The following is a 23259-nucleotide window of genomic DNA, read 5'->3' as shown; positions in this document are numbered from 1 at the left end:
TTGTCTCCAAGTTAGCTTTAGATATTTTTTTATAAATTTTTAGAAAAGCTATAAGGCGTCAACGTTCTCATCTTACAGGCTTCCAGATAGTCAGCCCACCACTGCAACATAAGTTTCCGTTCTTCTAAATGTTCTGCTTTGTGAATGTAGGCTGCCCTAACGCTGTTACGTTCTTGGTGGCTCATTTGTCTCTCTACGGCGTCTCTTGACCAAAGTCCGGATTCAATCAATGCACTGCAAGCCATAGTCCTGAGACCATGCCCACAAACTTCAGTTTGGGTATTGTATCCCATGGTTCTAAGGGCTTTGTTGACGGTATTTTCACTGATCGGTTTATCGTCATTACTAAATCCTATGAACATGAGGTCTTTACCACCACTGATTGCATGCAGCTGTAACAACAATTTTTTGGCTTGTTTGCTTAAAGGCACCAGATGAGGGCTTTTCATTTTTGCCCCTCTTGCTGAATATTTAACCTCAGCAAGTGCTTGTCGCTCTGCGGGTATAGTCCATAGAGAGTTTTTGAAATCTATCTCTGACCAACGTGCAAATCTTAATTCACTCGAACGTATAAATGTCAGGAGTGTAAGCTGGGTCGCAATCTGTGTTATGCCTTTGCCTCTGTAAGCTTCAATGCGTTGCGTGAGTTCTGGTAGCCGTTCTAAAGGAAGGGCAGGACGGTGAATACTTTTTTTAGAAATTACTGCACCAGCGAGGTCATAGGCAGGATTTTGCTCAATCAATGCATTATGGACAGCATATCTCATGATCGCAGTTATGCGTTGTTGAAGACGTGAAGCGAGTTCGAGATGACCTGTTGCTTCAGCCCTTTTTAGTGGAATCAGTAAGTCACGGGTTTTGAGTTCTGTGATATTACAATTGCCAATAATAGGGAATAAATGGCTCACAAGGCTGTTTAATACAGTCGTTCTGTGGCTCTCCGACCAGGTCCTGTTACTGGAATGCCAATCTCGTGCAACCTTTTCGAATGTCAGTAGCCCTTTGATCTCGACCTTATCAGCTTTGCGTTTTTCGCTTGGATCAACGCCATTTGCAACGAGTTGCCTGGCTTCGTCTCTTCTGCGTCGGGCTTCTGATAATGTGACCTCAGGATAAACACCGAGAGCAAGAATCTTTTGTTTGCTACCGAAGCGATACTGAAAACGCCAGTATTTAGAACCGTGTGTGGTAATCAAAAGATGCATACCATTCCCGTCTGTCATTTTGACGGGCTTCGCAGCAGCCTTTGCATTCCTTACCTTTAACTCAGTGAGCGGCATAATAAAAATCCTTGGCTGATGGTATCTGCATTATCGAACCAAACATACCAACAATTGTACCAACATAACACTGTGGATTTTGTGAGCCTGCTGGAGACGCAGGTAGACTATTAAACTGAGTTAACTGACTGAATGATAAGGTTAAAGTAGACTTTGAGATACGTTGAGAGACTAGCATTTGGTGTCCCCTGCAGGAATCGAACCTGCAACTAGCCCTTAGGAGGGGCTCGTTATATCCATTTAACTAAGGAGACATCGGCATAAACTTTTAAGCTGGCGCACATACTACCGCAAGTGCAGCCTGTCCTCAAGTATATCATTGTTTTTACGCGGCAAAGGCGTTCTGGCTGGCAAATATACCGCTTTAGCTGAATGCATATCGAGCATTATGCTTACAAATTAAACTATTTTAACGAGGGAAGCCTTGATTGATCCACTTCTGTTAATTGCTTTAAGAGTAATGAGTTACGTCATGGCCGGTTTACTCATATGGGCACTCTTCGTATTCTTCGATATCTTTCCCACAGTGAATAATTTTTAAAAAGATAAAGCCGAATAATAGCCATGCTAATAAAATACAAATTATAAACATAATGCTCACAAAGTTTCAGGTCATATTTATCGGCATTTATGGTAGCAGATAATGATCTTGCTACAAGATTAGCGTGGGTTTTTTGTAGCATAAATATGTTATTTTAAATGGGGGCTTATTTTAATTAACTATAAGAAGCAGTATTAATTTTATTCTCTGTAATGGAAATTACTATTTATTTAAAAGGGTTCTCTTGGGTTTTATTTAATGAGGGTCTTTTAAGACTTTTTTTAGCAGGGTTGTTCTTTTTGGTAAAGGCGATTTATAGCGGTTACGGTTAAGAAAACGGATAAAAATTGTTTTTACTACAGTCGCAATAGTTGCGCTGGATCAAGATTTGCTCTGCAGGACAGGACTAATGTAAAGAAAATTCAATGAAGGTTGCTGTTTTGTTCGGTTCACTCGGGAGGTCGCTATGTCTCTGAAACTGTCACTGGGTATTATCCTGCTGGTCTGGCTAGGCTATGTTGCATTTGCCAGCACTTTCTATGTGCATACATTTGCACTGTTCAGCTAAGGCGAGGTGCCTGATTGACTTATGCGCTGTTCAGCCCGAACAGAACTTATTTTCAGCTGAAATAAATAACGGCAGCGAATCAGTCCGCTGCCGTTATGTGCCAATCCTGAACCCAATACCTCAGTACTAACCGCCTGAAAAACTCAGGCAGTTCAGCTTAGCCTTCGTCCTTTTCTTTTTCATTCTTACGTCGCTTTTTTGCTTCAGCCTTGGCCTGCGCTTTTTGACGCGTGCTCATATCGTTACGGATTTGGGTATGGCTAATCACCGCAAAAATAAAAGTGCCGCCAATGATATTGCCCGCCAGCGTGGGTAAGGCAAAGGGCCAGATAAACTCCTGCCAGCTGATAGCGCCGTTAAAGACCAGATAAAGAACCTCTACCGAACCCACCACGATATGTGCCAGATCGCCCAACGCCACCAGCCAGGTCATCAGAATGATGATCCAGATTTTTGCCGCGCCGGCAGAAGGAAACATCCAGACCATCGTGGCAATAATCCAGCCGGACACTATCGCGTTGGCGAACATTTCACCAGGGGTATGCTCCATAACTTTATGGCTGATAGCCATAAAAGCTTGCCGGGTTGCCTCGTCAAAAATAGGCATATGGGTAAAGGCCAGCGAGGCCAGTGCCGTACCCGCCAGGTTGCCAAGCAGTACCACACTCCACAGGCGTAGCAGCAGCAGGAAGTTGCTGCCGGTAGGTTTGTGCATTACCGGCAGGACGGCGGTGACGGTATTTTCCGTAAACAGCTGCTGACGAGCCATAATGACAATAATAAAACCAAAGGTATAACCCAGATTTTCAAACAAATAGGCGCCAGGCACGCCAGCCAGATGCGCCTGAAAAATGCCTTTCGCCATTAGCGAAGCGCCCATCGACAGTCCGGCGGCTATAGCCGAAAACAGCAGCGCCAGACTGTCGCGCTCCAGCTCTTTTTCGCCATCCTGGCGAATCTCTTCATGGATCGCAGCCGCGCGTGACGGCAGTGCCTCTTCGTTAACTTCTATCTCTTCTCCTTCATTTTCTTCGCTGTCGACTTCCACATTATCTTCTTTCATCGTACTGCTCCCGTTGCTGGCCTGAAATATCTCGTCTAAGCGTAGCGGGTTTTAGCGTTGCCAAAATGTAACTGAGTTTCAGAATAAGCGTAACAAGGCTTTAACGAAGCGCTGTTTTTCAGCCGAAAGCCGTCGAGACAGGGCATAATAGCGGCAACTTAAGCACTCAGTGACCAGCAGCAGGCTGCGATGAAGCGATCGGCTGTGGTACTATTTCACGCACTATTAACAAGCGTGATGTTCCCTGATGCTACAAGCCCAAAATCTGACCTGCGTACGCGATGAGCGCATGCTGTTTAGCGATCTCAGTTTTACCGTATCAGAAGGCGATATTGTCCAGATTGAAGGGGCAAACGGAGCGGGGAAAACCTCTTTGCTGCGTATTCTGGCCGGGCTAAGCCGGGCAGAGCAGGGCGATGTGCTGTGGCAGCGGCAACCCATCCGTAAGCAGCGAGAAAGCTGGCATCAGGCGCTGCTCTATCTTGGGCATCAGCCCGGGGTAAAAGCGGTCTTAACCGCTCGGGAAAATCTACGGTTTTTCCATGCAGCCGAGCCGGAAGAGGCTCTGTGGCAGGCCCTGGAAGAGGTTGATTTAGTGGGATACGAAGAGATTGCCGTGGCGCAGCTTTCTGCAGGGCAGCAGCGCCGCGTGGCTTTGGCCAGGCTCTGGTTAAGCCAGGCTCCGCTGTGGATCCTTGACGAACCGCTGACCGCAATTGATAAATCGGGCGTAGCAAAGCTGATGGCGCTTTTTAACCGTCATGCTGATAACGGTGGCGCAGTTATTCTGACCACTCACCAGGAACTGCCGGATGCCGCTCGTAGCGTGCGTAAAATCCGGCTGACCGCAGCGGAGGCGGAGTAGTGTTCTGGCTTATTGTTAAACGCGAGCTGCGTGTGGCTTTCCGCAGCGGCGCGGAAATTGTTAATCCGCTATGGTTTTTCCTGATTGTGATTACGTTGTTTCCGCTTGGTATTGGCCCTGAACCTCAGCTGCTGGCGCGCATCGCGCCGGGTATCGTCTGGGTTGCGGCGCTGCTCTCTTCGCTTCTGGCGCTTGAAAGGCTGTTTCGTGATGATTTTATCGACGGCTCGCTCGAACAGCTGCTGCTGCTGCCGACGCCCCTGCCGATAACGGTGCTGGGTAAAGTAACCGCTCACTGGCTGGTGACCGGCTTGCCGCTGCTGCTGCTCTCTCCGCTGGCGGCGCTGCTGTTATCGCTCAATTTTGCCAGCTGGCGTGCGATGGCGCTCTCTTTGCTGTTAGGCACGCCAACGCTAAGTTTGTTGGGCGCAATCGGTGTCGGGTTGACGGTTGGTTTGCGTCGCGGCGGGGTATTATTGAGTTTACTGGTACTGCCGCTGGCGGTGCCGGTGCTGATTTTCGCTACGGCGGCGATTGACGCTGCCAGCATGGGGTTACCGATAAACGGACAGCTGGCTATCTTAGGCGCAATGCTGGTGGCCAGTGCGACGCTGGCACCTTTTGCCACCGCAGCTGCGTTGAGAGTGAGCGTACACTAACAAAAACAGACAGGCCCAACGTTTCGCAGACTGCTGATTAATCCAGCCTCGCGGCCAGCATAAAATGCGCGCGAAGCGGCAGCACGACTAACATTTTCATGCTTTGGCGAATGGTTTACGCCAGCACTTTGTTAACAAGCGTTTTTATCTATGAGCAATTAATAATGTGGAAATGGTTACACCAGCTGGGTAAGCCGGACAGGCTTTACCGAATATGTGGACGTTTGCTGCCCTGGTTTGCACTTGCGGCAGTGGTGACGCTTTCGACAGGATGGATTTGGGGTTTTGGCTTTGCGCCCGCCGATTATCAGCAGGGCGACAGTTACCGCATTATCTATATTCACGTTCCCGCCGCAATGTGGTCGATGGGCATTTATGCCGCGATGGCGATTGCCGCCTTTACGGGCCTGGTCTGGCAGTGGAAAACCGCCGATTTAGCCGCGGCAGCGATGGCGCCCGTCGGCGCAACGTTCACTTTTATTGCGCTGGTCACGGGGTCTGCCTGGGGAAAACCGATGTGGGGAACCTGGTGGATCTGGGATGCGCGTCTGACTTCTGAACTGGTGTTGCTGTTTCTCTATATGGGCGTCATCGCGCTTTATAACGCCTTTGATGACCGCCGCATGGCCGGCCGCGCTGCCGGTATTCTCATTCTGGTCGGTGTGGTTAACCTGCCGATTATTCACTATTCCGTGCAGTGGTGGAACACGCTCCACCAGGGATCTTCCGGCATGCTCCAGCAGGCTATTGCGCCTTCCATGCGCACGCCGCTACGCTGGGCGATAGGGGGCTTCTGGCTGCTGTTTATCTCTTTAACGCTGATGCGCCTGCGCAACCTGCTGCTGCTCAGCGAACGTCATCGTCCCTGGGCGCTTGAAGTGGCAACTAAAGGAGCGCGCAAATGACGGCTTTCTCTTCCTGGCAGGCTTTTTGGGCCATGGGCGGCTACGCCTTTTACGTCTGGCTGGCCGTGGCCTGTACCCTGATTGCGCTGGGCGTGCTGGTTCTCCATACCCTGGTGACGCGCCAGCGCCTGCTGGCCGATATCCGTCAGCGCCAGTCGCGTGAGCGCCGTATTAAAGCAGCAAAAGTGAAACAGCAAGGAGCACCGCAGTGAACGCCCGCCGTAAAAACCGTTTGATGGTAGTGATAGCGATTCTGGTTGGCCTTGGGCTGGCGACTTCGCTGGTGATGTACGCGCTACGTTCCAATATCGATCTTTTCTATACGCCGAGTGAAATTCTGCACGGTAAAGGCGAAGACTTGCAAAAGCCAACGCCTGGCCAGCGCCTGCGCGTCGGCGGCATGGTGATGCCCGGCAGCGTGAAGCGCGACCCCAACACGTTACAGGTTTCCTTCAAGCTCTATGACGCTAATGGCGTAGTAAGCGTTAGCTATCTGGGCATCCTGCCGGATCTGTTTCGCGAAGGGCAGGGCGTGGTGGCGCAGGGCGTGCTGCAGGAAGGCAACCTGATTGAAGCAAAAGAAGTGCTGGCAAAGCATGACGAAAAATATACGCCGCCGGAAATTGAGGACGCGATGAAAAAAAACCATAAAATAGCGCAGGTAAACCAGCCATGATGCCGGAAATTGGCAGTTTTCTGCTCTGTCTTGGGGTAGCGCTGGCGCTGCTGCTCAGTGTTTATCCGCTGTGGGGCGCTTCCCGTCAGGATAGTCGCCTGATGGGGCTGGCTCGTCCCTTAAGCTATGCGCTGTTTGCCTGCATCCTGGCTGCTTTTGTCGTGCTGGTGCATGCCTTTGTCGTGAATGATTTTAGTGTCGCCTATGTTGCCACTAACTCCAATACGCTGCTGCCGGTTTACTACCGGATCGCCGCGACCTGGGGCGCGCATGAAGGCTCGCTGCTGCTCTGGCTGCTGCTGCTCAGTACCTGGACGCTGGCGGTGGCGCTGTTCAGCCGCGGTATGCCGCTGGATTCCGTTGCCCGCGTGCTGTCGGTCATGGGGATGATTAACCTCGGTTTTCTGCTGTTTATAACCCTGACCTCCAACCCCTTTACCCGTACGCTGCCAGACTTTCCGATCGACGGCAGCGACCTGAACCCGATGCTGCAGGATATTGGCCTGATCTTCCATCCGCCGCTGCTTTATATGGGCTACGTAGGGTTTTCGGTCGCTTTTGCCTTTGCTATCGCCTCGCTGATGACCGGACGGCTTGATACGGCCTGGGCACGCTGGTCGCGTCCGTGGACGACGGCAGCCTGGGTCTTTCTGACGATTGGCATCGTGCTGGGTTCGGCCTGGGCTTACTACGAGCTTGGCTGGGGCGGCTGGTGGTTCTGGGATCCGGTCGAAAACGCCTCGTTTATGCCGTGGCTGGCGGGAACGGCGCTGATCCACTCACTGGCGGTTACCGAAAAACGCGGTACTTTTAAAGCCTGGACGGTGCTGCTGGCTATCACGGCCTTTTCACTCAGCCTGTTAGGCACGTTTTTAGTGCGTTCGGGCGTGCTGATTTCCGTTCACTCTTTTGCTTCCGATCCCGCTCGCGGCATGTTTATCCTGGCTTTCCTGGTTATCGTTATCGGCAGTTCGCTGCTGCTGTACGCTATCAAGGGCAGCAAAGTGCGCAGCCGCGTCCAGAACGAACTCTGGTCGCGCGAATCTTTTCTGTTAGGCAACAATATCCTGCTGATTGCCGCGATGCTGGTAGTGCTGTTGGGCACGCTTCTGCCGCTGGTGCACAAGCAGCTGGGCCTGGGCAGCATTTCGATTGGCGAGCCGTTCTTCAACACGCTGTTTACCTGGCTGATGGCGCCTATGGCGCTGATGCTGGGCATCGGGCCGCTGGTGCGCTGGCGTCGTGATGAACCGCAAAAATTGTGGAAGCGGCTGGGGGTCGCGCTGGTCGGCACGCTGGTGCTTTCCATCGTGCTGCCGTGGCTGATGCAGGACCGCATTGAAGCAATGACGGTGGTAGGGCTGCTGATGTCCCTGTGGGTCATTTTCCTGACGCTGATGGAGCTGCACGAGCGCGCGACGCATCGCCATCGCTTCTTTGTCGGCCTGCGCCATTTGTCACGCAGCCACTGGGGAATGGTGCTGGGACATCTTGGCGTCGCCGTTACCGTTATCGGCATCGCTTTTAGCCAGAACTATAGCGTGGAGCGCGACGTGCGTATGCGTGCAGGCGATACGGTTGATATCCACAACTATCACTTCACCTTCCGCGATGTGCACAATTTGCAGGGCGCCAACTATAGCGGCGGCGTTGGCATTATCGACGTCACGCGCAACGGCAAGCATGAAGCGACGCTACACGCGGAGAAGCGCTATTACAGCGTGGCGCACACCATGATGACCGAAGCAGCGATTGATGGCGGCTTCACGCGCGATCTTTACGCCGCGCTGGGCGAAGAGCTGGGCGATAACTCCTGGGCCGTGCGCATCTATTACAAACCTTTTGTTCGCTGGATCTGGTTCGGCGGCGTGTTTATGGCGGTTGGCGGCATCTTTTGCCTGCTCGATCCGCGCTATCGCTCGCGCAAAAAAGCGCAAAAGGAGGCGACATGAAAAAGACGCTTTATATTCCGCTGGTGCTTTTCCTGCTGCTGGCCGCCGCGCTGATGTGGCAGTTAACGCGCAACGCCAACGGCGACGATCCGAGCAGGCTGGAGTCGGCGCTGGTTGGCAAGCCCGTGCCGGTGTTTAAACTGGAATCGCTGGACCATCCGGGAAAAATGTATGACCAGTCGGTATTGCGCGACGGCAAGCCGATTTTGTTAAACGTTTGGGCTACCTGGTGCCCAACCTGTCACGCCGAGCACCAGTATCTTAATACGCTGGCGGAACAGGGGATCCGCGTGGTGGGTCTCAACTATAAGGACGATCGCGCCAAAGCGATCGGCTGGCTGAATTCGCTGGGCAATCCTTACGCGTTGAGTCTCTACGACGGCGACGGTATGCTGGGGCTGGATCTGGGCGTCTATGGCGCGCCTGAAACTTTTTTAATTGATGGCAAAGGGATTATTCGCTATCGCCACGCCGGAGATATGAATGACCGGGTATGGAACAGCGAAGTGAAGCCATTGTGGGATAAATACAGCAAGGATGCGGGAACATGAAACGGATTTTACTACTGATTGCACTGCTCTTCTCTTTCAGCGTACTGGCAGACAATATTGATACCTATAAATTTTCTTCCGTCGCTCAGGAACAGCAATACCGTCACCTGACGGAGTCGCTGCGTTGCCCAAAATGCCAGAACAACAGTATTGCCGATTCCAATGCGATGATCGCCGCAGATATGCGGCTGAAAGTTTATGAACTGCTGCAAAGCGGCCAGACGCCAGAACAGGTAAAAGCCTGGATGGTGGCGCGCTACGGCAATTTTGTAACCTATGAACCGCCGGTGATGGGGTCAACGCTGATCCTGTGGGCTGGCCCGATACTGTTTGTCGTCATCGGCACGCTGGTGATCGTCTTACGCAGCAGAAAACGCACCAGCGCAGAGCTGGATGCAGAAGAACAGGCGCGGCTTGATGCGCTGTTAAATAACAGGAAGCAACCATGAGTGTATTCTGGCTCACCGTTCTGGCTTTGCTGGTGGCAACCAGCGCGCTGCTGCTGATCGCCGGAAGCGGTAAACGCACTTCGCTGACCACAGACCGCGATACGCTGAATAAAAACTTTTACCATCAGCGTTTGCAGGAGCTGGCGGAAGACGAAGAGCAGGGCGTCGTTGCCGAGCGCCCGGAAATGATCCGCGAGCTACAGCAAACGCTGCTGCTGGATATTCCTCGCGAGGAGCAGCTGCGTGAGCGCGCCGTCAGCCGCTGGGTATTGCTGCCCGGCGTGCTGATTCTGGTGCTGGTTAGCCTGGGCTTCTATTTCAAAACCGGCGGCTTTTCGCAGGTTCTGGCATGGCAGCAGGTCAAAAACGAGCTTCCTGAACTGCGTGCGCAGCTAATGGATCCCAACGCCAAACCGCTCACGATAGAGCAGCTGTCGCGGCTTGGCCTGGGCATTCGTTCATCGCTGCAGGACGATCCGCGTAACGTTAATGACTGGCTGATGCTGGGACGTATCGGCATGGTATTGAACAATGCCTCTACCGCAACACAATCTTTCCGCCGCGCTATGCAGCTGGCGCCAGAAAATCCTGAGGTGAAGCTAAGCTATGCCGATGCGCTAACCCGTTCGCAGGATCCGCAGGATAATCGCCAGGCAACGGCGATGCTTAACGATATGGTGAAGGCCGACGGCAGCAACCTGCGCATCCTCAGCCTGTTGGCATTTAATGCTTTTAGCCAGCAGCGCTATGCAGAAGCCATAACGACCTGGCAAAAGATGTTACAATTGTTACCAGCCGACGATCCGCGCGTAACGATGATCCAGCGCAGCATCGAGCAGGCTAAAACCGAATCGGGCGGGCAAAGCAGTCATCTGACGCTGGCTATTAGCCTGGCCGCCGGGGCAGAAAAAGCGCTGCCTGCAGGCGGTATGCTCTATATTTCCGTCACTGACGGCGTTTCAAAAGTACCGGTAGCGGTAAAACGAGTGCCGCTGAGCCATTTTCCGCTCTCGCTGACGCTTGACGACAGCAACGCTATGATGCCGCAACGTTTGCTTTCGGCGCAGCATCAGGTTCAGGTGCGCGCCCGCATTTCGCGTGATGGCAGCGCCAACCCACAGAGCGGCGACTGGTTCGGCGTCAGCGCGGTCGCGCCTTTTGATGGTAAGGCGCAGCTGGCCGTTGAGATTAACCAACAGCAGCCGTAGCCGGCTTTTATTTAACAGGGAGAAAGAGATGAACTACCGCGTGATGGGCGTTGCGCTGGCCAGCGTACTGCTTTTCGGCTGCGCCAGTTCGCAGACGGCGGACGAACCTCAGGGAAGGTCCGATCCGCTGGAAGGCTTCAACCGTTCAATGTTTAATTTTAATTACAACGTGCTGGATCCTTATGTCGTTCGCCCTGTTGCCGTTGCCTGGCGTGATTATGTGCCGATGCCCGCGCGTAGCGGACTAAGCAATTTTCTGGGGAACCTTAGCGAACCGTCCACCATGGTGAACTACTTCATTGAAGGGAAGCCTTATAAAGCGATGATCCACTTTAACCGCTTTTTCCTGAACACCATTCTGGGGATGGGCGGCTTTATCGACGTGGCCGGCATGGCTAATCCGGCGCTGGCAAAAGAGGAGCCGCGTCGTTTCGGCAGCACGCTGGGTAACTATGGCGTAGGTTATGGTACTTACGTCACGCTTCCGGGCTACGGCAGCTTTACGCCGCGTGAAGACGTTGGCGGCATGGTGGACGATCTCTACGCACCGCTCAGCTGGCTAACCTGGTGGATGACCGCCGGTAAGTGGGCGCTGGAAGGCGTGGAAACCCGCGCCCAGCTGCTGGATTCCGACGCTATCCTGAAAAACTCGAAAGATCCTTACGCCTTTGTGCGTGCGGCCTACTTCCAGCGGCATGATTTCCTTGCCAGCGATGGCAAGCTGCTTCCCCAGGAAAACCCGAACGCCGCCGCGATTCAGGGCGATCTTGACGACATCGACGCGAATTAAGCCGTTAATAAAAAACACCGCCCCGGCGGTGTTTTTTTATAGTCTCAAAATAGCTTACCGTCAGAACTTATAGTTAAAGTTCGCGCCGTAAAGCCAGGCTTTACCGGTTGAATGGAAAGTATAAGGGCCTTCTTCAATAGTCACGTGCTGACCATGCATATAAGAGAGGCCAACGTCCACCGAGGCGTCCTGATTAAAGGCGTAAGAGGCACCGGTGCTTAGCCACAGGCGGTCCTGGTCAGGAATGGAAATCGAGCGTTTATCGGCTGGAACCGGGCTGTCATCAAAGGCGATACCGGCGCGGAAGGTCCAGTTATCGTCATAGAAATAAGAGGTGCCCAGCGCGATACGGTAAGCATCTTTATAGCTTTCGTCTTTGTAAAACAGCGTCTGGCCGCTGCTGCCGGTCGCTTTCAGCTGTTGGAACTGGCTCCAGCTGGTATAGGTCATGCTGTAGTGCACGGCCCACTGCGGCGCGACTTTGTGATAGCCGGAGATTTCCCACATTTCAGGCAGATCCAGCGTCAGCGCGCCCGGAATAGTTGAACCGCCGGTGCCGTACGGTAATCCCAGGTTAAGCGCCTGATTCAGCGGGTTGATATAGCCCGGAATACTGCTCTTATAATCGCCGTCAAAATCAACTTTCACTTCTGAACGATAGGTAAAGCCGAAGCGGTTGTTCTTATCCACTTCATACAGAATGCCGGCGTTCCAGCCGTAGCCCCACTCATCGCCTTTCAGATGGGCAATTTGCGTGTCGGCAGGAAAGCCCAGCGCGCTGCCCGCTTCGCCTGCATAGCGCTCAATTTTCGCGCGCGCGTAGACGGCGTCAAAACCCAGGCCAAAGCTAAAGTTCTGGTTAAGCCGATATGCCGTACTTAAGTTAAAATTAACGGTCTGCAAATCTGTTTTACCGGCATAGGGCCCGGCAGTGTAGTCATCACTAAATTCCGTCGCCAGCCCATAATTGGAGGTAGCAGAAGCGCCAAGCCACCACTGGTCGTTAAGCGGCTGTACATAATGAATATTAGGCACCCACTGGGTCGGCGCAATGTTATTGGCATTCAGGCTCTGGCCCGTGCTGCTGGTGCCGTCAATATTCACGCCGGGATCGATAAACACGGCACCGACGGAAAACATAGGGCGGTCCATCAATGCCATGGTAGCCGGATTGCGGCTGGCTGATGCGGCGGTATCGCCCATCGCGCCTTCGCCGGAATAGGCACGGCCCAGGCCAGCGGCGGAAAATTCATTAAGTTGAAAGCCGGCTGCGAAAGCGTGAGAAGAAACAATGGCCACTGCGACTGCGAGGGAAGACTTCGCAAACAGGTTTTTATGGTTCATGACCACAACCTCTTTATCTGATTTTTATTAAGGCCGTTACCTTGGCAACGGCTCACAAAGGGCTGAAAGACGGCTAACTAATCAGACCAGTGGCCCCAGTATAGGTCCGTCCCGCACTGATGTTGCAATATTGTTTAATAAATATTTCTGAATTGATCTACAAAAAGCGATCTGCTTAACAAAAACCTGACGGTAACGGCAGCGCGCAGTGAGTCTAGCCTGTTTTAGATCAAATTTAACGCCGATTTTCGTTAGTTAAGCGCGCTTATTCACTCAATTGCCAGACAGGGAAAAAAGGCAGCGGTAAAATAAGCCGTCTGATTTTAAGCCAGCGCATAACGCTGAAGCCAACCGGAGAATCTTATGACCCACGCCATAAATAAATGTAGCGCCAGCGAAACCGCGGCCTGCTGCTGTGTTGATGTTGGCACCATTATGGATAACACCGACTGTACGGCTTCCTGGAGCCGGGTATATGAAAATCGCCAGCAGGCGGAAGCCGGTTTACAGCAGCTGAGCGACAAAGCCCGCCAGGTCGAATCAGAGCCGTGCGACATCAGCGCGCGCTTTGAAACATTGCCGGAAGGGGTGCGGCTTGACGCTGATTTTACCTTTAGCTGTCAGGCAGAAACGATGATCTTTCAGCTGGGTTTGCGCTAGCCTGCTGCTAGGCAATGAGTGGGCTAAGGCCCGCTCATTGTTCCCCAAACCGTGGTTCCCCTCGCACTTTTCCCGCCTCTTTTTAGGCAAAATGTAAAAATATGGTTAACAATAAGCAGGTCTGACCTCTTTTGGCAGTGATGCCGCCGATTTTTACAGGTGATCAATGAAAGCGCTCCCTTTGCCAGCGCGTCAGGGCCAACGCATAGCGATAACGCATGGTTTACGCACGCCTTTCGCTCGTCAGGCTACGGCGTTGCAAACTCTTCCCGCCGTCGAACTCGGCCGGATGGTGGTCAATGAACTGCTGATACGCAGCGAGATACCGCCTGAAATCATAGAACAGCTGGTGTTTGGTCAGGTTGTGCAAACGCCAGAAGCGCCGAATATCGCGCGCGAAATCGTGCTGGGCAGCGCTTTAAGCGTGCACACCGACGCCTATAGCGTCAGCCGCGCCTGCGCCACCAGCTTTCAGGCCGTCGCCAACGTCGCCGAAAGCCTGCTGGCGGGTACGATTCAGGCCGGTATCGCTGGCGGTGCCGACTCCTGCTCCATTCTGCCCATTGGCGTCAATAAAAATTTGAGCCGCGTGCTGGTGGATCTTAATAAAGCTAAAAAGTGGCCGCAAAAGCTCAGGTTATTCAGCCAGCTTCGCCCGCGCGACCTGTTGCCCGTGCCGCCTGCCGTGGCGGAGTATTCAACCGGCTTACGAATGGGCGATACGGCGGAGCAGATGGCAAAAAGCCATCATATTACCCGCGAGCAGCAGGATGCGCTGGCGCACCGTTCGCATCTGCGTGCCGCTAAAGCCTGGGAGGAGGGCAAACTGACGCGGGAAGTGATGACCGCTTATGCGCCGCCGTGGCGTAATCCGCTCCAGCAGGATAACAACGTTCGCCTGCATTCCAGCCTGAAAGATTACAGCAGGCTGCGTCCCGCTTTTGACCGCCAACACGGTACGGTCACCGCCGCCAACAGTACGCCGCTGACCGACGGTGCGGCTGCCGTTATCCTGATGACCGAAGCCAGAGCCAAAGAGCTGGGCATCGTGCCGCTTGGCTATCTGCGCAGCTACGCTTTTACCGCTATTGATGTCTGGCAGGACATGCTGCTTGGCCCGGCATGGGCATCGCCGCTGGCGCTCGATCGTGCGGGCATTACCTTACAGGATTTGACGCTTATCGATATGCATGAAGCTTTTGCAGCCCAGACGCTGGCAAACCTGAAAATGTTTGCCGATGAGAGGTTTGCCCGCGAGGTGCTGAACCGGCCACGCGCGCTGGGCGAAGTAGATGACGAGAAATTTAACGTACTGGGTGGTTCTATCGCTTATGGCCATCCTTTTGCTGCTACCGGTGCCCGCATGATTACTCAAACGCTCCATGAACTGCGCCGTCGCGGCGGCGGTCTGGGGCTGGTCACCGCCTGCGCGGCGGGGGGATTAGGCGCGGCTATGGTTCTGGAGGTGGAAGAGTGACGGCATTTACCTTCAGCCTGCGGCCAGACAACGTAGGCGTTATTACCCTGGACGTGCCGGGCGAAAAAGTGAATACGCTGAAGGCGGAATTTGTCGAAGAGATCCGCAAAATTCTCGTCGAGGCCCGTAGTCATACACAACTGCTTGGGCTGGTGTTGATTTCCGGTAAGCCGGACTCTTTTATCGCCGGTGCGGATATTACGATGATTGCCGCCTGCCGCTCGGCCGAAGAGGCGGCAGCGCTGGCGCGCCAGGGACAGAAAGTGATGGCGGAGATTGCCGCGCTGCCGATTCCCGTTATCGCCGCCATTCATGGAGCCTGCCTGGGCGGCGGACTAGAGCTGGCGCTGGCCTGCCATCAGCGCATCTGCTCGCTGGACGACAAAACCCGCCTCGGCCTGCCGGAAGTGCAGCTGGGGCTATTGCCAGGCTCAGGCGGCACGCAGCGGCTGCCTCGTCTGATTGGTGCTTCACGCGCGCTGGATATGATCCTGACCGGCAAAACGCTACGTGCAAAGCAGGCTGTAAAGCTTGGTCTGGTGGAAGCGGCCGTGCCGGAAACCATTTTGCTGGAAACGGCAGTGAAAATGGTGCTGAAAGGCCGGCGACCGCGTAAAACGCTGCCGCTGGGTGAACGTCTGCTTAACGGGCGCGCCGGAAGATCGCTGTTATTTAAGCTGGCGACCAGGCGGACAGAGGCAAAATCCCACGGCAACTATCCCGCTGTCCGTAAGATCCTTTCGGTAATTCATATCGGTTTGCAGCAGGGACGCAGCGCGGGCTATGCCGCAGAGGCGAAAGCCTTTGGCGAACTGGCGATGTCGCCGGAATCCGTGGCGCTGCGCGGCATCTTTTTTGCTACCACCGAAATGAAGAAAGATCGCGGCGCAGAAGCCGAACCGCGTCGGCTAAGCTCTGTAGGCGTACTGGGAGGTGGGCTGATGGGCGGCGGTATCGCTTACGTGACCGCCAGCCGCGCCGGATTGCCGGTGCGTATTAAAGATATCAGGCCGGAGGGGATTAACCATGCGATGAAATACAGCTGGGATCTCCTTAACAGGAAGGTCGTGCGCCGTCATATCACCACAGCGGAACGGCAGCGTAAAATGGCCCTGATTAGCGGCAGCCTGGACTATCAGGGCTTCCGCCGGCGCGACGTTGTCATTGAGGCGGTATTTGAAGATCTTTTCCTCAAGCAAAAGATGGTGGCAGAAGTTGAAGCCAACTGCCTTCCCGAGACGATTTTCGCTTCCAACACCTCTTCTCTGCCGATTAGCGACATCGCAGCGCATGCCCGTCGGCCGGAAAATATTATCGGCCTGCATTTTTTCAGCCCGGTCGATAAAATGCCGCTGGTGGAAGTCATTCCTCATGCAAAAACCAGCGCGCAAACTATCGCCACGACGGTTGAGCTGGCAAAAAAACAGGGTAAAACGCCGATTGTGGTGGCCGACCGCGCCGGATTCTACGTTAACCGCATTCTGACACCTTACATTAACGAAGCGCTACGCTGCCTGCTGGAAGGCGAGCCGATAGAGAATATCGACGGCGCGCTGGTTGGCTTTGGCTTTCCGGTTGGGCCGGTGCAGCTACTGGATGAGGTTGGCATCGATACGGGCGCGCATATTATTCCCGTTCTGGAACAAGCCTGGGGCGAACGCTTTAAAGCACCCGCCGCGCTGGATGCTATCCTGAACGACAACCGCAAAGGACGTAAAAACGAACGGGGCTTTTACCTTTACCGCAAAAAATCAGGGGGTAAAAAGCAGCCAGATGCTACGATCTATAAACTCCTGAACGTTCACCCAAAAGCGCAGCGAAGCGCAGAAATTATCGCTCAGCGCTGCGTGATGATGCTGCTGAACGAAGCGGCGAGAACTTTCGATGAAGGAGTTATTCGTTGCGCGCGCGACGGCGATATTGGCGCGGTATTTGGCATAGGCTTTCCCCCGTTTTTGGGCGGCCCGTTCCGCTATATGGATGCACTGGGCGCAGGGAAAATGGTGGCGCAGCTAGAGCAGCTGGCCCACGTCTGCGGCCCGCGTTTTTTACCTTGCGAACGCTTACAAAAAATGGCGGAAACAGGAGAAACCTTTTACAAATCGGTAGCTAAAGTGGATAACCATCCTGATTCAACGGGTTAGATTGGCAGTAAGTAAAACGGCTATTTAATGTCCGGTCAACGGTCGGTTATTTAGTAAACAATCGGTTGACTTGTCTTCCGGCATTAAGGTACAACACAGCGTTCATTCACAGAGTGAAGAGTCGGAGAAGCTCGTTTTTCCGGCGTTTATCGTTAATAACAGCGGTGCAATATGCAAGTTTTCATTATGCGTCACGGCGATGCGGCACTGGATGCAGCCAGTGATGCGGTACGACCTTTGACCCATTGCGGCTGCGATGAGTCACGCCAGATGGCTGGCTGGCTGAATGGCCAGACGGTAGATATCGAAAGGGTATTGGTCAGTCCTTATTTGCGGGCTGAACAGACGCTGACCACGGTGCGGGAAGCGCTGATCCTGCCTGCGGAGCAGGAAGTGTTGCCGGAGCTAACGCCGGGTGGCGATCCTGGCCTGGTTGCCTGTTATTTGCAGGCGCTGGCGAAGGAAGGGGTGAAATCCGTGCTGGTGATCTCCCATCTGCCTCTGGTGGGGTATCTGGTGTCGGAACTCTGTCCGCAGGAAGCGCCGCCGATGTTTGCCACCTCCGCCATTGCCAGCGTTACGCTGGACAGTGAAAGCGGCTGCGGCAAGCTACAGTGGCAGATCAGTCCTTCACGTCTCGCGAAAGCCATGTAGTGCGCCCGGGCCGGTTTTTCCGGCCTCGTCTATGGCAGCTCAGGCGGCTGCCACTCTTCTACCTCAATCAGCACCAGCAGCGCGGCATCGCCGCCGAATAGCTTTGGTGCCTGATGGAAAGCCATCACCACGGGATGCTGTGCCAGCCACAGCGGCGTCTGCTGCTTTAAAATATGCTTGCCGTGACCGTGCATCACGCTGGCGCAAAAAATATGCTCGCGCCGACAGGCCGCGATCAGCGCGCCCAGCTCCTCTTTCGCCTGCTTTTGCGTCAGGCCGTGCAAATCCAGAAAAATTTCCGGCGTATAGTCGCCTCGTCTGAGTTTTTTCAGCTCGTAGTGGCTGACGTCGCTTCTGACGTAGCGTACCGGGCCATCCTCTGCCAGAAGTGGCTGAAACTCATCGGAAAAATAGTGGCTGTTGTCCATCTGCTCTGACAGCAGGCGTTTTTGCGGCACCTGCGACAGCTTTTTTCTGATCGGCTTATGGACGATAGTATCCTGATTCAGCTGGCGCGTGCCGCTCATCAATCCGCGAAACAGCGCTTCATCTTCGGCGCTCAGGGGCTGTTTTTTACTCATCTGATCCTCAGGCGGCGCGAAACGGCCGGAATTTTTAACAATATTTATGCCAGTTTACCCGGTCTGTTCCCTGCAAATAAACAAATGTCAGCTTTTTCATGCCTGCGCGCTGGATTCTCGTCAGCTTCATGGCAAACTAGCTGCCGAGTTGAGTTTGGCCTGTGGAGGGCACTTTGGACAAAATTTTCGTTGATGAGGCAGTCAGTGAGCTGCACACCATCCAGGATATGCTTCGCTGGTCGGTCAGCCGTTTTGCGGCCGCCGACATCTGGTACGGTCACGGCACCGATAACCCCTGGGACGAAGCCGTTCAGCTGGTGCTGCCGACGCTGTACCTGCCGCTGGATATTCCGGAAGATATGCGCAACGCGCGTCTGACCTCCAGCGAGCGCCATCGCATTGTTGAGCGTGTGATCCGCCGTATCAACGAACGCCTTCCCGTTGCCTATATGACCAATAAAGCCTGGTTCTGCGGCCATGAATTTTACGTGGACGAGCGCGTGCTGGTGCCGCGCTCGCCCGTTGGTGAACTGATTAACGAACGCTTTGCCGGTTTAATCCCGCACGAGCCAAAACATATCCTGGATATGTGCACCGGCAGCGGCTGCATCGCTATCGCCTGCGCTTACGCCTTCCCGGAAGCGGAAGTTGACGCGGTGGATATCTCTACGGATGCGCTGGCCGTTGCCGAACAGAATATTGCCGCGCACGGTATGGAGCACAACGTGACGCCAATCCGCGCTGACCTGTTCCGCGAGCTGCCGGCAACGCCTTACGATCTTATCGTCACCAACCCGCCTTACGTTGATGAAGAGGATATGGGCGACCTGCCTGACGAATATCACCACGAGCCCGAGCTGGGTCTGGCTGCTGGCCGTGATGGCCTGAAGCTGGCGCGCCGCATTCTGGCCTGCGCGCCGGACTACCTGAGCGAAGAGGGCGTGCTGGTGTGCGAAGTAGGCAACAGCATGGTGCACATGATGGAACAGTATCCTGACGTACCTTTTACCTGGCTGGAGTTCGATAACGGCGGCGACGGCGTATTTATGCTGACTCGTCAGCAGATCGTCGACGCGCAGCACCACTTTTCGATTTATAAAGACTAACCAGGAGTTTTGATGGCTGGTAATACTATTGGACAACTGTTTCGCGTCACCACCTTTGGCGAATCGCACGGGCTGGCGTTAGGCTGCATCGTTGACGGCGTGCCGCCGGGCATTCCGCTGACGGAGGCTGATTTGCAGCACGATCTGGATCGCCGCCGCCCGGGCACGTCGCGCTACACCACGCAGCGCCGCGAACCGGATCAGGTAAAAATTCTGTCCGGCGTATTTGAAGGCGTAACGACCGGCACCAGCATTGGTTTGCTGATTGAAAACACCGACCAGCGTTCACAGGATTACGGTGCCATCAAAGATGTGTTCCGCCCTGGCCACGCTGACTACACCTATGAGCAAAAATATGGCCTGCGCGACTATCGTGGTGGCGGCCGTTCTTCCGCGCGCGAAACCGCCATGCGCGTGGCCGCTGGCGCCATCGCCAAAAAGTATCTGGCGTTGAAGCACGGCGTAAAAATTCGCGGCTATCTGGCGCAGATTGGCGACGTGGCCTGCGAACTGAAAGACTGGGATCAGGTTGAGCAGAACCCATTTTTCTGTCCCGATCCCGCAAAAATTGAGGCGCTGGACGAACTGATGCGCGCGCTGAAAAAAGAGGGCGACTCCATCGGCGCGAAGGTTTCCGTCATGGCGGAAAACGTGCCGGTTGGCCTGGGCGAGCCGGTTTTCGATCGTCTGGACGCCGATCTGGCGCATGCTTTAATGAGCATCAATGCGGTGAAAGGCGTGGAAATTGGCGATGGCTTTGCCGTCGTCAACCAGCGCGGCAGTGAACACCGTGATGAAATTCGCGCGGATGGTTTTCAGAGCAACCACGCGGGCGGCATTCTGGGCGGCATCAGCAGCGGCCAGCCGATTCTGGCCACGCTGGCGATGAAGCCAACCTCCAGCATCACCGTGCCGGGCAAAACCATTACCCGTACGGGCGAAGAGACGGAAATGATCACCAAAGGCCGTCACGATCCTTGCGTAGGGATCCGCGCAGTGCCGATCGCGGAAGCGATGATGGCGATCGTTTTAATGGATCATTTACTGCGTCATCGCGGTCAGAACGCGGACGTCAACACGGCTATTCCTCGCTGGTAACGCTATGAAAAAGACGCTGTTCGCATTTTGCGGCCTGCTGCTCAGCTTTTCCTCGCTGGCCGCAACGCCCTGGCAATCCATCCGGCAGCCGGTTAGCGGCGCGCCACAGTCGATCGGTTCTTTCGCCAACGGCTGTATTGTTGGCGCACATGAGCTGCCGCTTAACGATGCCGCTTATCAGGTGATGCGCCAGGATCAGCGTCGTTTTTACGGCCATCCCGATCTCATCCTCTTTATCCAGCGTCTCAGCACTCAGGTACATAATTTACAGCTGGGCGAAGTACTGATTGGCGATATGGGCATGGCGGCGGGCGGACGCTTCAGCAGCGGCCACGCCAGCCATCAAACCGGGCTGGATGTGGATATCTGGCTGCAGTTGCCAAAAACGCGCTGGAGCTCGCAAATGCTGTTAAAGCCGCAGCCGCTGGATCTGGTGGCCGCGGACGGTAAAAGCGTGGTGGCGCGTCACTGGCAGCCGGAAATCGACAGCCTGATTAAGCTGGCGGCGAAAGATGATGACGTCACGCGCATCTTCGTCAATCCGGCAATTAAAAAGCAGCTTTGCGCCGACGCCGGTAGTGATCGCGACTGGTTACGTAAAGTGCGTCCCTGGTTTGGCCATCGCGCGCATATGCATGTTCGCCTGCGCTGTCCTGCTAACAGCATGGAGTGTCAGGATCAGCCTGCGCCACCGCCGGGCGACGGCTGCGGCGCAGAGCTGCAAAGCTGGTTTGCGCCGCCGAAACCTTCCGGCGCGCCGGTTAAACGTGAACCGCCGCCGCTGCCGCCTTCCTGCCAGGCGCTGCTGGATAAACATCTGCTTTAGGGACAAGAATGGACCACTGGTTTGCTGTTAGCCCGCTTCTGCTTGGGGTGCTGTTTTGCGTTGCCGTGCTGGCCGCGTTTATCGACTCTATCGCCGGGGGCGGCGGCCTGTTGACCGTTCCCGCGCTGCTGGCTGCCGGGCTTTCTCCGGCGCAGGTGCTGGCCACGAATAAGCTACAGTCGGTAGGGGGCTCGTTCTCCGCCAGCCTCTATTTTATTCGCCGCAAAGCAGTGGATTTAAAAGCGCAGCGGCTGAATATTGCGATGGCTTTTATCGGCTCGATTACGGGGGCGATAGCTATCCAGCATATCCAGCCCGGCGTGCTGCGTCAGATCCTGCCGCTGCTGATCATCTCCATTGGCCTCTACTTTCTGCTGATGCCAAAGATTGGCGAAGAGGACAGGCATCGCCGCCTTTACGGCCTGCCGTTTGCGCTGGTCGCTGGTGGCTGCGTCGGTTTTTATGACGGCTTTTTTGGCCCGGGGGCCGGTTCGTTTTACGCGCTGGCCTTTGTGACGCTGTGCGGTTTTAACCTGGCGAAATCAACCGCGCATGCCAAGGTACTGAACTTCACCTCAAACCTCGGCGGCCTGCTGTTTTTTATTTTTGGCGGCAAAGTGGTGTGGGGCACGGGCCTGGTTATGCTGATTGGCGCTATCTGCGGCGCACGGCTGGGCGCGCGGCTGGTGCTTAGCCGGGGACAAAAGCTGATTCGTCCGATGGTGGTTACGGTTTCCATCGTGATGAGCGCAAAATTGCTGTATGACAGCCACGGCGCGGAGATCGCCGCGTGGTTTCGCCATCTGCTGGGCTGAGCGGCATAAAGGCTGCTCTTTAGGGAACCTGACGCGCCGTACGGCGTAATATTTTTGCAGAAGATAAACAATGAGTGCTCACGATTACACGCAGCTGATTGAGATTTTCGACCGCTGCTTTTTTGCCGATTTTCAGACGCGCCTGGTCAAGGGAGACGATGAACCGATCTACCTGCCCGCCGATGGCGAAGTGCCTTATCACCGCATCGTCTTCGCCCATGGCTATTACGCCAGCGCGCTGCATGAAATTTCCCACTGGTGCATCGCTGGCGCAGAGCGGCGCAAGCTGGTGGATTTTGGCTACTGGTACTGTCCGGACGGACGGGACGCCATGACGCAAGGCCAGTTTGAAGCGGTGGAGGTCAGGCCGCAGGCGCTGGAATGGATGTTTTGTATGGCGGCGGGCTTTCCCTTCAACGTAAGTTGTGACAATCTCAATGGCGACTTCGAGCCGGATCGCATTGCGTTCCAGCGCAAGGTACACGCGCAGGTCATGGTTCATCTGGAAAAGGGAATTCCGCCACGGCCAGCCCGTTTTATCGCTGAACTGGGCCGTTATTATTCAACACCGCCGCTGACCGCAGCGCAGTTTCCCTGGCCGGACGATCTCTGACCAGCAAAAGAGGATTTTATGATTGACGAATTTGAAGCGCGCATTCTGGCCCTGATCGATAACATGGTAGAGAGCGCCAGCGACGATGAACTTTTTGCCAGCGGCTATTTGCGCGGGCACCTGACGCTGGCCGTGGCGGAAATTGAACAGAAAGGCGAGCACACGCCGGAAGCGCTGCAAATCCAGGTATTAAACAGTCTGGAAACGGCCATTCACGCCGGTGAGCTTTCGCCACGCGATCAGGCGCTGGTGCTGGGCATGTGGGACAACCTTTTTATGACGGCGCGTCATCCTTCCTGATTAAGTGCGGGCTACGGGCTACGGGCTACGGGCTACAGGCTACGGGCTACAGGCTGAAGCGGGTAGACTAAGCTGTTAGCGGTTTGAATGGGCGCATCGCAGGGTGCACCCATTTTCATTACCGGCAATTTAAT

Annotated in this window: 24 protein-coding genes and 1 tRNA gene; 20 read left to right on the top strand and 5 right to left on the bottom strand. The window is 54.7% G+C overall.

The genetic code is table 11. The annotated features are described in order from the left end of the window. Nucleotides 1–29: 29 nt before the first annotated feature. From KUE00_RS03220 to KUE00_RS03210, 3 genes are all read right to left on the bottom strand, one after another. Nucleotides 30–1280, bottom strand: a complete 1251-nt coding sequence (locus tag KUE00_RS03220; RefSeq protein ID WP_246758039.1) for a tyrosine-type recombinase/integrase — start codon at nt 1278–1280, stop codon at nt 30–32. Nucleotides 1281–1459: 179 nt separating this feature from the next. After that, nucleotides 1460–1534 (bottom strand) — tRNA-Arg (locus KUE00_RS03215). A 1012-nt stretch (nt 1535–2546) separates the two neighbouring features. Beyond that, nucleotides 2547–3452 (bottom strand): formate/nitrite transporter family protein, encoded by a 906-nt coding sequence (locus KUE00_RS03210; protein ID WP_246758038.1) that lies wholly within the window; start codon nt 3450–3452, stop codon nt 2547–2549. Between the two features lie 247 nt (nt 3453–3699). Here KUE00_RS03210 and ccmA point away from each other — a divergent pair, with 247 nt between their 5' ends. The 10 genes from ccmA to mlaA all read left to right on the top strand — a co-directional run bounded on the left by ccmA (nt 3700) and on the right by mlaA (nt 11507). Then, the gene (gene ccmA, locus KUE00_RS03205; RefSeq protein ID WP_246758037.1) at nt 3700–4317 is read left to right on the top strand and encodes a cytochrome c biogenesis heme-transporting ATPase CcmA; all 618 of its coding nucleotides are present in this window, start codon (nt 3700–3702) and stop codon (nt 4315–4317) included. Beyond that, nucleotides 4317–4976, top strand: a complete 660-nt coding sequence (gene ccmB / locus KUE00_RS03200) for a heme exporter protein CcmB (protein ID WP_246758036.1) — start codon at nt 4317–4319, stop codon at nt 4974–4976. The genes ccmA and ccmB overlap by 1 nt, the downstream gene beginning before the upstream one ends. A gap of 164 nt (nt 4977–5140) precedes the next feature. Next, the gene (locus KUE00_RS03195) at nt 5141–5881 is read left to right on the top strand and encodes a heme ABC transporter permease (protein ID WP_246758035.1); all 741 of its coding nucleotides are present in this window, start codon (nt 5141–5143) and stop codon (nt 5879–5881) included. Next, nucleotides 5878–6093: a heme exporter protein CcmD gene (gene ccmD, locus KUE00_RS03190; protein ID WP_246758034.1), complete on the top strand. Its 216-nt coding sequence runs from the start codon at nt 5878–5880 to the stop codon at nt 6091–6093. Before KUE00_RS03195 ends, ccmD begins: the two co-directional genes overlap by 4 nt. After that, entirely contained in the window at nt 6090–6557 is a 468-nt protein-coding gene (ccmE, locus tag KUE00_RS03185; RefSeq protein ID WP_246758033.1) for a cytochrome c maturation protein CcmE, read from the top strand. The genes ccmD and ccmE overlap by 4 nt, the downstream gene beginning before the upstream one ends. Then, complete coding sequence (locus tag KUE00_RS03180) at nt 6554–8509, top strand: heme lyase CcmF/NrfE family subunit (protein ID WP_246758032.1); 1956 nt, start codon at nt 6554–6556, stop codon at nt 8507–8509. The genes ccmE and KUE00_RS03180 overlap by 4 nt, the downstream gene beginning before the upstream one ends. Next, nucleotides 8506–9060, top strand: a complete 555-nt coding sequence (locus KUE00_RS03175; protein WP_246758031.1) for a DsbE family thiol:disulfide interchange protein — start codon at nt 8506–8508, stop codon at nt 9058–9060. The genes KUE00_RS03180 and KUE00_RS03175 overlap by 4 nt, the downstream gene beginning before the upstream one ends. Then, the gene (locus tag KUE00_RS03170; RefSeq protein WP_246758030.1) at nt 9057–9509 is read left to right on the top strand and encodes a cytochrome c-type biogenesis protein; all 453 of its coding nucleotides are present in this window, start codon (nt 9057–9059) and stop codon (nt 9507–9509) included. The genes KUE00_RS03175 and KUE00_RS03170 overlap by 4 nt, the downstream gene beginning before the upstream one ends. Continuing rightward, the gene (gene ccmI / locus KUE00_RS03165) at nt 9506–10717 is read left to right on the top strand and encodes a c-type cytochrome biogenesis protein CcmI (RefSeq protein ID WP_246758029.1); all 1212 of its coding nucleotides are present in this window, start codon (nt 9506–9508) and stop codon (nt 10715–10717) included. Before KUE00_RS03170 ends, ccmI begins: the two co-directional genes overlap by 4 nt. Nucleotides 10718–10745: 28 nt before the next feature. Next, the gene (gene mlaA, locus KUE00_RS03160) at nt 10746–11507 is read left to right on the top strand and encodes a phospholipid-binding lipoprotein MlaA (protein WP_246758028.1); all 762 of its coding nucleotides are present in this window, start codon (nt 10746–10748) and stop codon (nt 11505–11507) included. Nucleotides 11508–11567: 60 nt separating this feature from the next. Here mlaA and fadL read toward each other — a convergent pair whose 3' ends face one another. After that, entirely contained in the window at nt 11568–12851 is a 1284-nt protein-coding gene (gene fadL / locus KUE00_RS03155) for a long-chain fatty acid transporter FadL (protein ID WP_246758027.1), read from the bottom strand. Between the two features lie 363 nt (nt 12852–13214). On the opposite strand from fadL, the gene KUE00_RS03150 reads away from it, so the two are divergent. The 4 genes from KUE00_RS03150 (at nt 13215) to sixA (ending at nt 17786) form a co-directional block, all read left to right on the top strand. Further along, nucleotides 13215–13511 (top strand): YfcZ/YiiS family protein, encoded by a 297-nt coding sequence (locus KUE00_RS03150; protein WP_246758026.1) that lies wholly within the window; start codon nt 13215–13217, stop codon nt 13509–13511. 166 nt (nt 13512–13677) lie between these two features. Next, a complete protein-coding gene (gene fadI / locus KUE00_RS03145; protein ID WP_246758025.1) occupies nt 13678–14988 on the top strand; it encodes an acetyl-CoA C-acyltransferase FadI in 1311 nt (436 codons plus the stop codon). Then, on the top strand, nt 14985–17132 hold the full coding sequence (gene fadJ / locus KUE00_RS03140) for a fatty acid oxidation complex subunit alpha FadJ (RefSeq protein WP_246758024.1): 2148 nt from the start codon (nt 14985–14987) through the stop codon (nt 17130–17132). The genes fadI and fadJ overlap by 4 nt, the downstream gene beginning before the upstream one ends. Before the next feature lie 171 nt (nt 17133–17303). Then, complete coding sequence (sixA, locus tag KUE00_RS03135; RefSeq protein ID WP_246758023.1) at nt 17304–17786, top strand: phosphohistidine phosphatase SixA; 483 nt, start codon at nt 17304–17306, stop codon at nt 17784–17786. Between the two features lie 29 nt (nt 17787–17815). Here the strand turns inward: sixA and smrB are convergent, their stop codons facing one another. After that, complete coding sequence (gene smrB / locus KUE00_RS03130) at nt 17816–18367, bottom strand: endonuclease SmrB (RefSeq protein ID WP_246758022.1); 552 nt, start codon at nt 18365–18367, stop codon at nt 17816–17818. A 173-nt stretch (nt 18368–18540) separates the two neighbouring features. Here smrB and prmB point away from each other — a divergent pair, with 173 nt between their 5' ends. The 6 genes from prmB (at nt 18541) to KUE00_RS03100 (ending at nt 23125) form a co-directional block, all read left to right on the top strand. Further along, nucleotides 18541–19473, top strand: a complete 933-nt coding sequence (prmB, locus tag KUE00_RS03125) for a 50S ribosomal protein L3 N(5)-glutamine methyltransferase (protein ID WP_246758021.1) — start codon at nt 18541–18543, stop codon at nt 19471–19473. Nucleotides 19474–19485: 12 nt separating this feature from the next. Continuing rightward, a complete protein-coding gene (gene aroC / locus KUE00_RS03120) occupies nt 19486–20571 on the top strand; it encodes a chorismate synthase (protein WP_246758020.1) in 1086 nt (361 codons plus the stop codon). Nucleotides 20572–20575: 4 nt separating this feature from the next. Next, nucleotides 20576–21397 (top strand): penicillin-insensitive murein endopeptidase, encoded by an 822-nt coding sequence (gene mepA, locus KUE00_RS03115; RefSeq protein WP_246758019.1) that lies wholly within the window; start codon nt 20576–20578, stop codon nt 21395–21397. 8 nt (nt 21398–21405) lie between these two features. Further along, the gene (locus KUE00_RS03110) at nt 21406–22212 is read left to right on the top strand and encodes a sulfite exporter TauE/SafE family protein (protein ID WP_246758018.1); all 807 of its coding nucleotides are present in this window, start codon (nt 21406–21408) and stop codon (nt 22210–22212) included. Between the two features lie 70 nt (nt 22213–22282). Next, nucleotides 22283–22825, top strand: coding sequence for an elongation factor P hydroxylase (locus tag KUE00_RS03105; RefSeq protein WP_246758017.1), 543 nt, complete (start codon nt 22283–22285; stop codon nt 22823–22825). Between the two features lie 18 nt (nt 22826–22843). Next, nucleotides 22844–23125 carry a YfcL family protein gene (locus KUE00_RS03100; RefSeq protein ID WP_246758016.1) on the top strand — a complete coding sequence of 94 codons (282 nt, stop codon included), beginning with the start codon at nt 22844–22846 and terminating at the stop codon, nt 23123–23125. Nucleotides 23126–23259: the final 134 nt, after the last annotated feature.

Source organism: Erwinia phyllosphaerae (assembly GCF_019132875.1).
GTDB classification, from domain to species: domain Bacteria; phylum Pseudomonadota; class Gammaproteobacteria; order Enterobacterales; family Enterobacteriaceae; genus Erwinia; species Erwinia phyllosphaerae.
This window is presented reverse-complemented; position numbering and strand designations above follow the sequence as displayed.

Excerpts from the sequence above, each read along its gene's own strand:
- KUE00_RS03100 (WP_246758016.1), top strand. The coding sequence starts at position 22,844 with ATGATTGACGAATTTGAAGCGCGCATTCTGGCCCTGATCGATAACATG.
- ccmA (WP_246758037.1), top strand. The coding sequence starts at position 3,700 with ATGCTACAAGCCCAAAATCTGACCTGCGTACGCGATGAGCGCATGCTG.
- sixA (WP_246758023.1), top strand. The coding sequence starts at position 17,304 with ATGCAAGTTTTCATTATGCGTCACGGCGATGCGGCACTGGATGCAGCC.
- KUE00_RS03170 (WP_246758030.1), top strand. The coding sequence starts at position 9,057 with ATGAAACGGATTTTACTACTGATTGCACTGCTCTTCTCTTTCAGCGTA.
- KUE00_RS03105 (WP_246758017.1), top strand. The coding sequence starts at position 22,283 with ATGAGTGCTCACGATTACACGCAGCTGATTGAGATTTTCGACCGCTGC.
- smrB (WP_246758022.1), bottom strand. The coding sequence starts at position 18,367 with ATGAGTAAAAAACAGCCCCTGAGCGCCGAAGATGAAGCGCTGTTTCGC.
- KUE00_RS03220 (WP_246758039.1), bottom strand. The coding sequence starts at position 1,280 with ATGCCGCTCACTGAGTTAAAGGTAAGGAATGCAAAGGCTGCTGCGAAG.
- fadI (WP_246758025.1), top strand. The coding sequence starts at position 13,678 with ATGAAAGCGCTCCCTTTGCCAGCGCGTCAGGGCCAACGCATAGCGATA.
- KUE00_RS03110 (WP_246758018.1), top strand. The coding sequence starts at position 21,406 with ATGGACCACTGGTTTGCTGTTAGCCCGCTTCTGCTTGGGGTGCTGTTT.
- fadL (WP_246758027.1), bottom strand. The coding sequence starts at position 12,851 with ATGAACCATAAAAACCTGTTTGCGAAGTCTTCCCTCGCAGTCGCAGTG.
- KUE00_RS03195 (WP_246758035.1), top strand. The coding sequence starts at position 5,141 with ATGTGGAAATGGTTACACCAGCTGGGTAAGCCGGACAGGCTTTACCGA.
- KUE00_RS03180 (WP_246758032.1), top strand. The coding sequence starts at position 6,554 with ATGATGCCGGAAATTGGCAGTTTTCTGCTCTGTCTTGGGGTAGCGCTG.
- ccmD (WP_246758034.1), top strand. The coding sequence starts at position 5,878 with ATGACGGCTTTCTCTTCCTGGCAGGCTTTTTGGGCCATGGGCGGCTAC.
- ccmI (WP_246758029.1), top strand. The coding sequence starts at position 9,506 with ATGAGTGTATTCTGGCTCACCGTTCTGGCTTTGCTGGTGGCAACCAGC.
- KUE00_RS03210 (WP_246758038.1), bottom strand. The coding sequence starts at position 3,452 with ATGAAAGAAGATAATGTGGAAGTCGACAGCGAAGAAAATGAAGGAGAA.
- KUE00_RS03150 (WP_246758026.1), top strand. The coding sequence starts at position 13,215 with ATGACCCACGCCATAAATAAATGTAGCGCCAGCGAAACCGCGGCCTGC.
- mlaA (WP_246758028.1), top strand. The coding sequence starts at position 10,746 with ATGAACTACCGCGTGATGGGCGTTGCGCTGGCCAGCGTACTGCTTTTC.
- aroC (WP_246758020.1), top strand. The coding sequence starts at position 19,486 with ATGGCTGGTAATACTATTGGACAACTGTTTCGCGTCACCACCTTTGGC.
- mepA (WP_246758019.1), top strand. The coding sequence starts at position 20,576 with ATGAAAAAGACGCTGTTCGCATTTTGCGGCCTGCTGCTCAGCTTTTCC.
- KUE00_RS03175 (WP_246758031.1), top strand. The coding sequence starts at position 8,506 with ATGAAAAAGACGCTTTATATTCCGCTGGTGCTTTTCCTGCTGCTGGCC.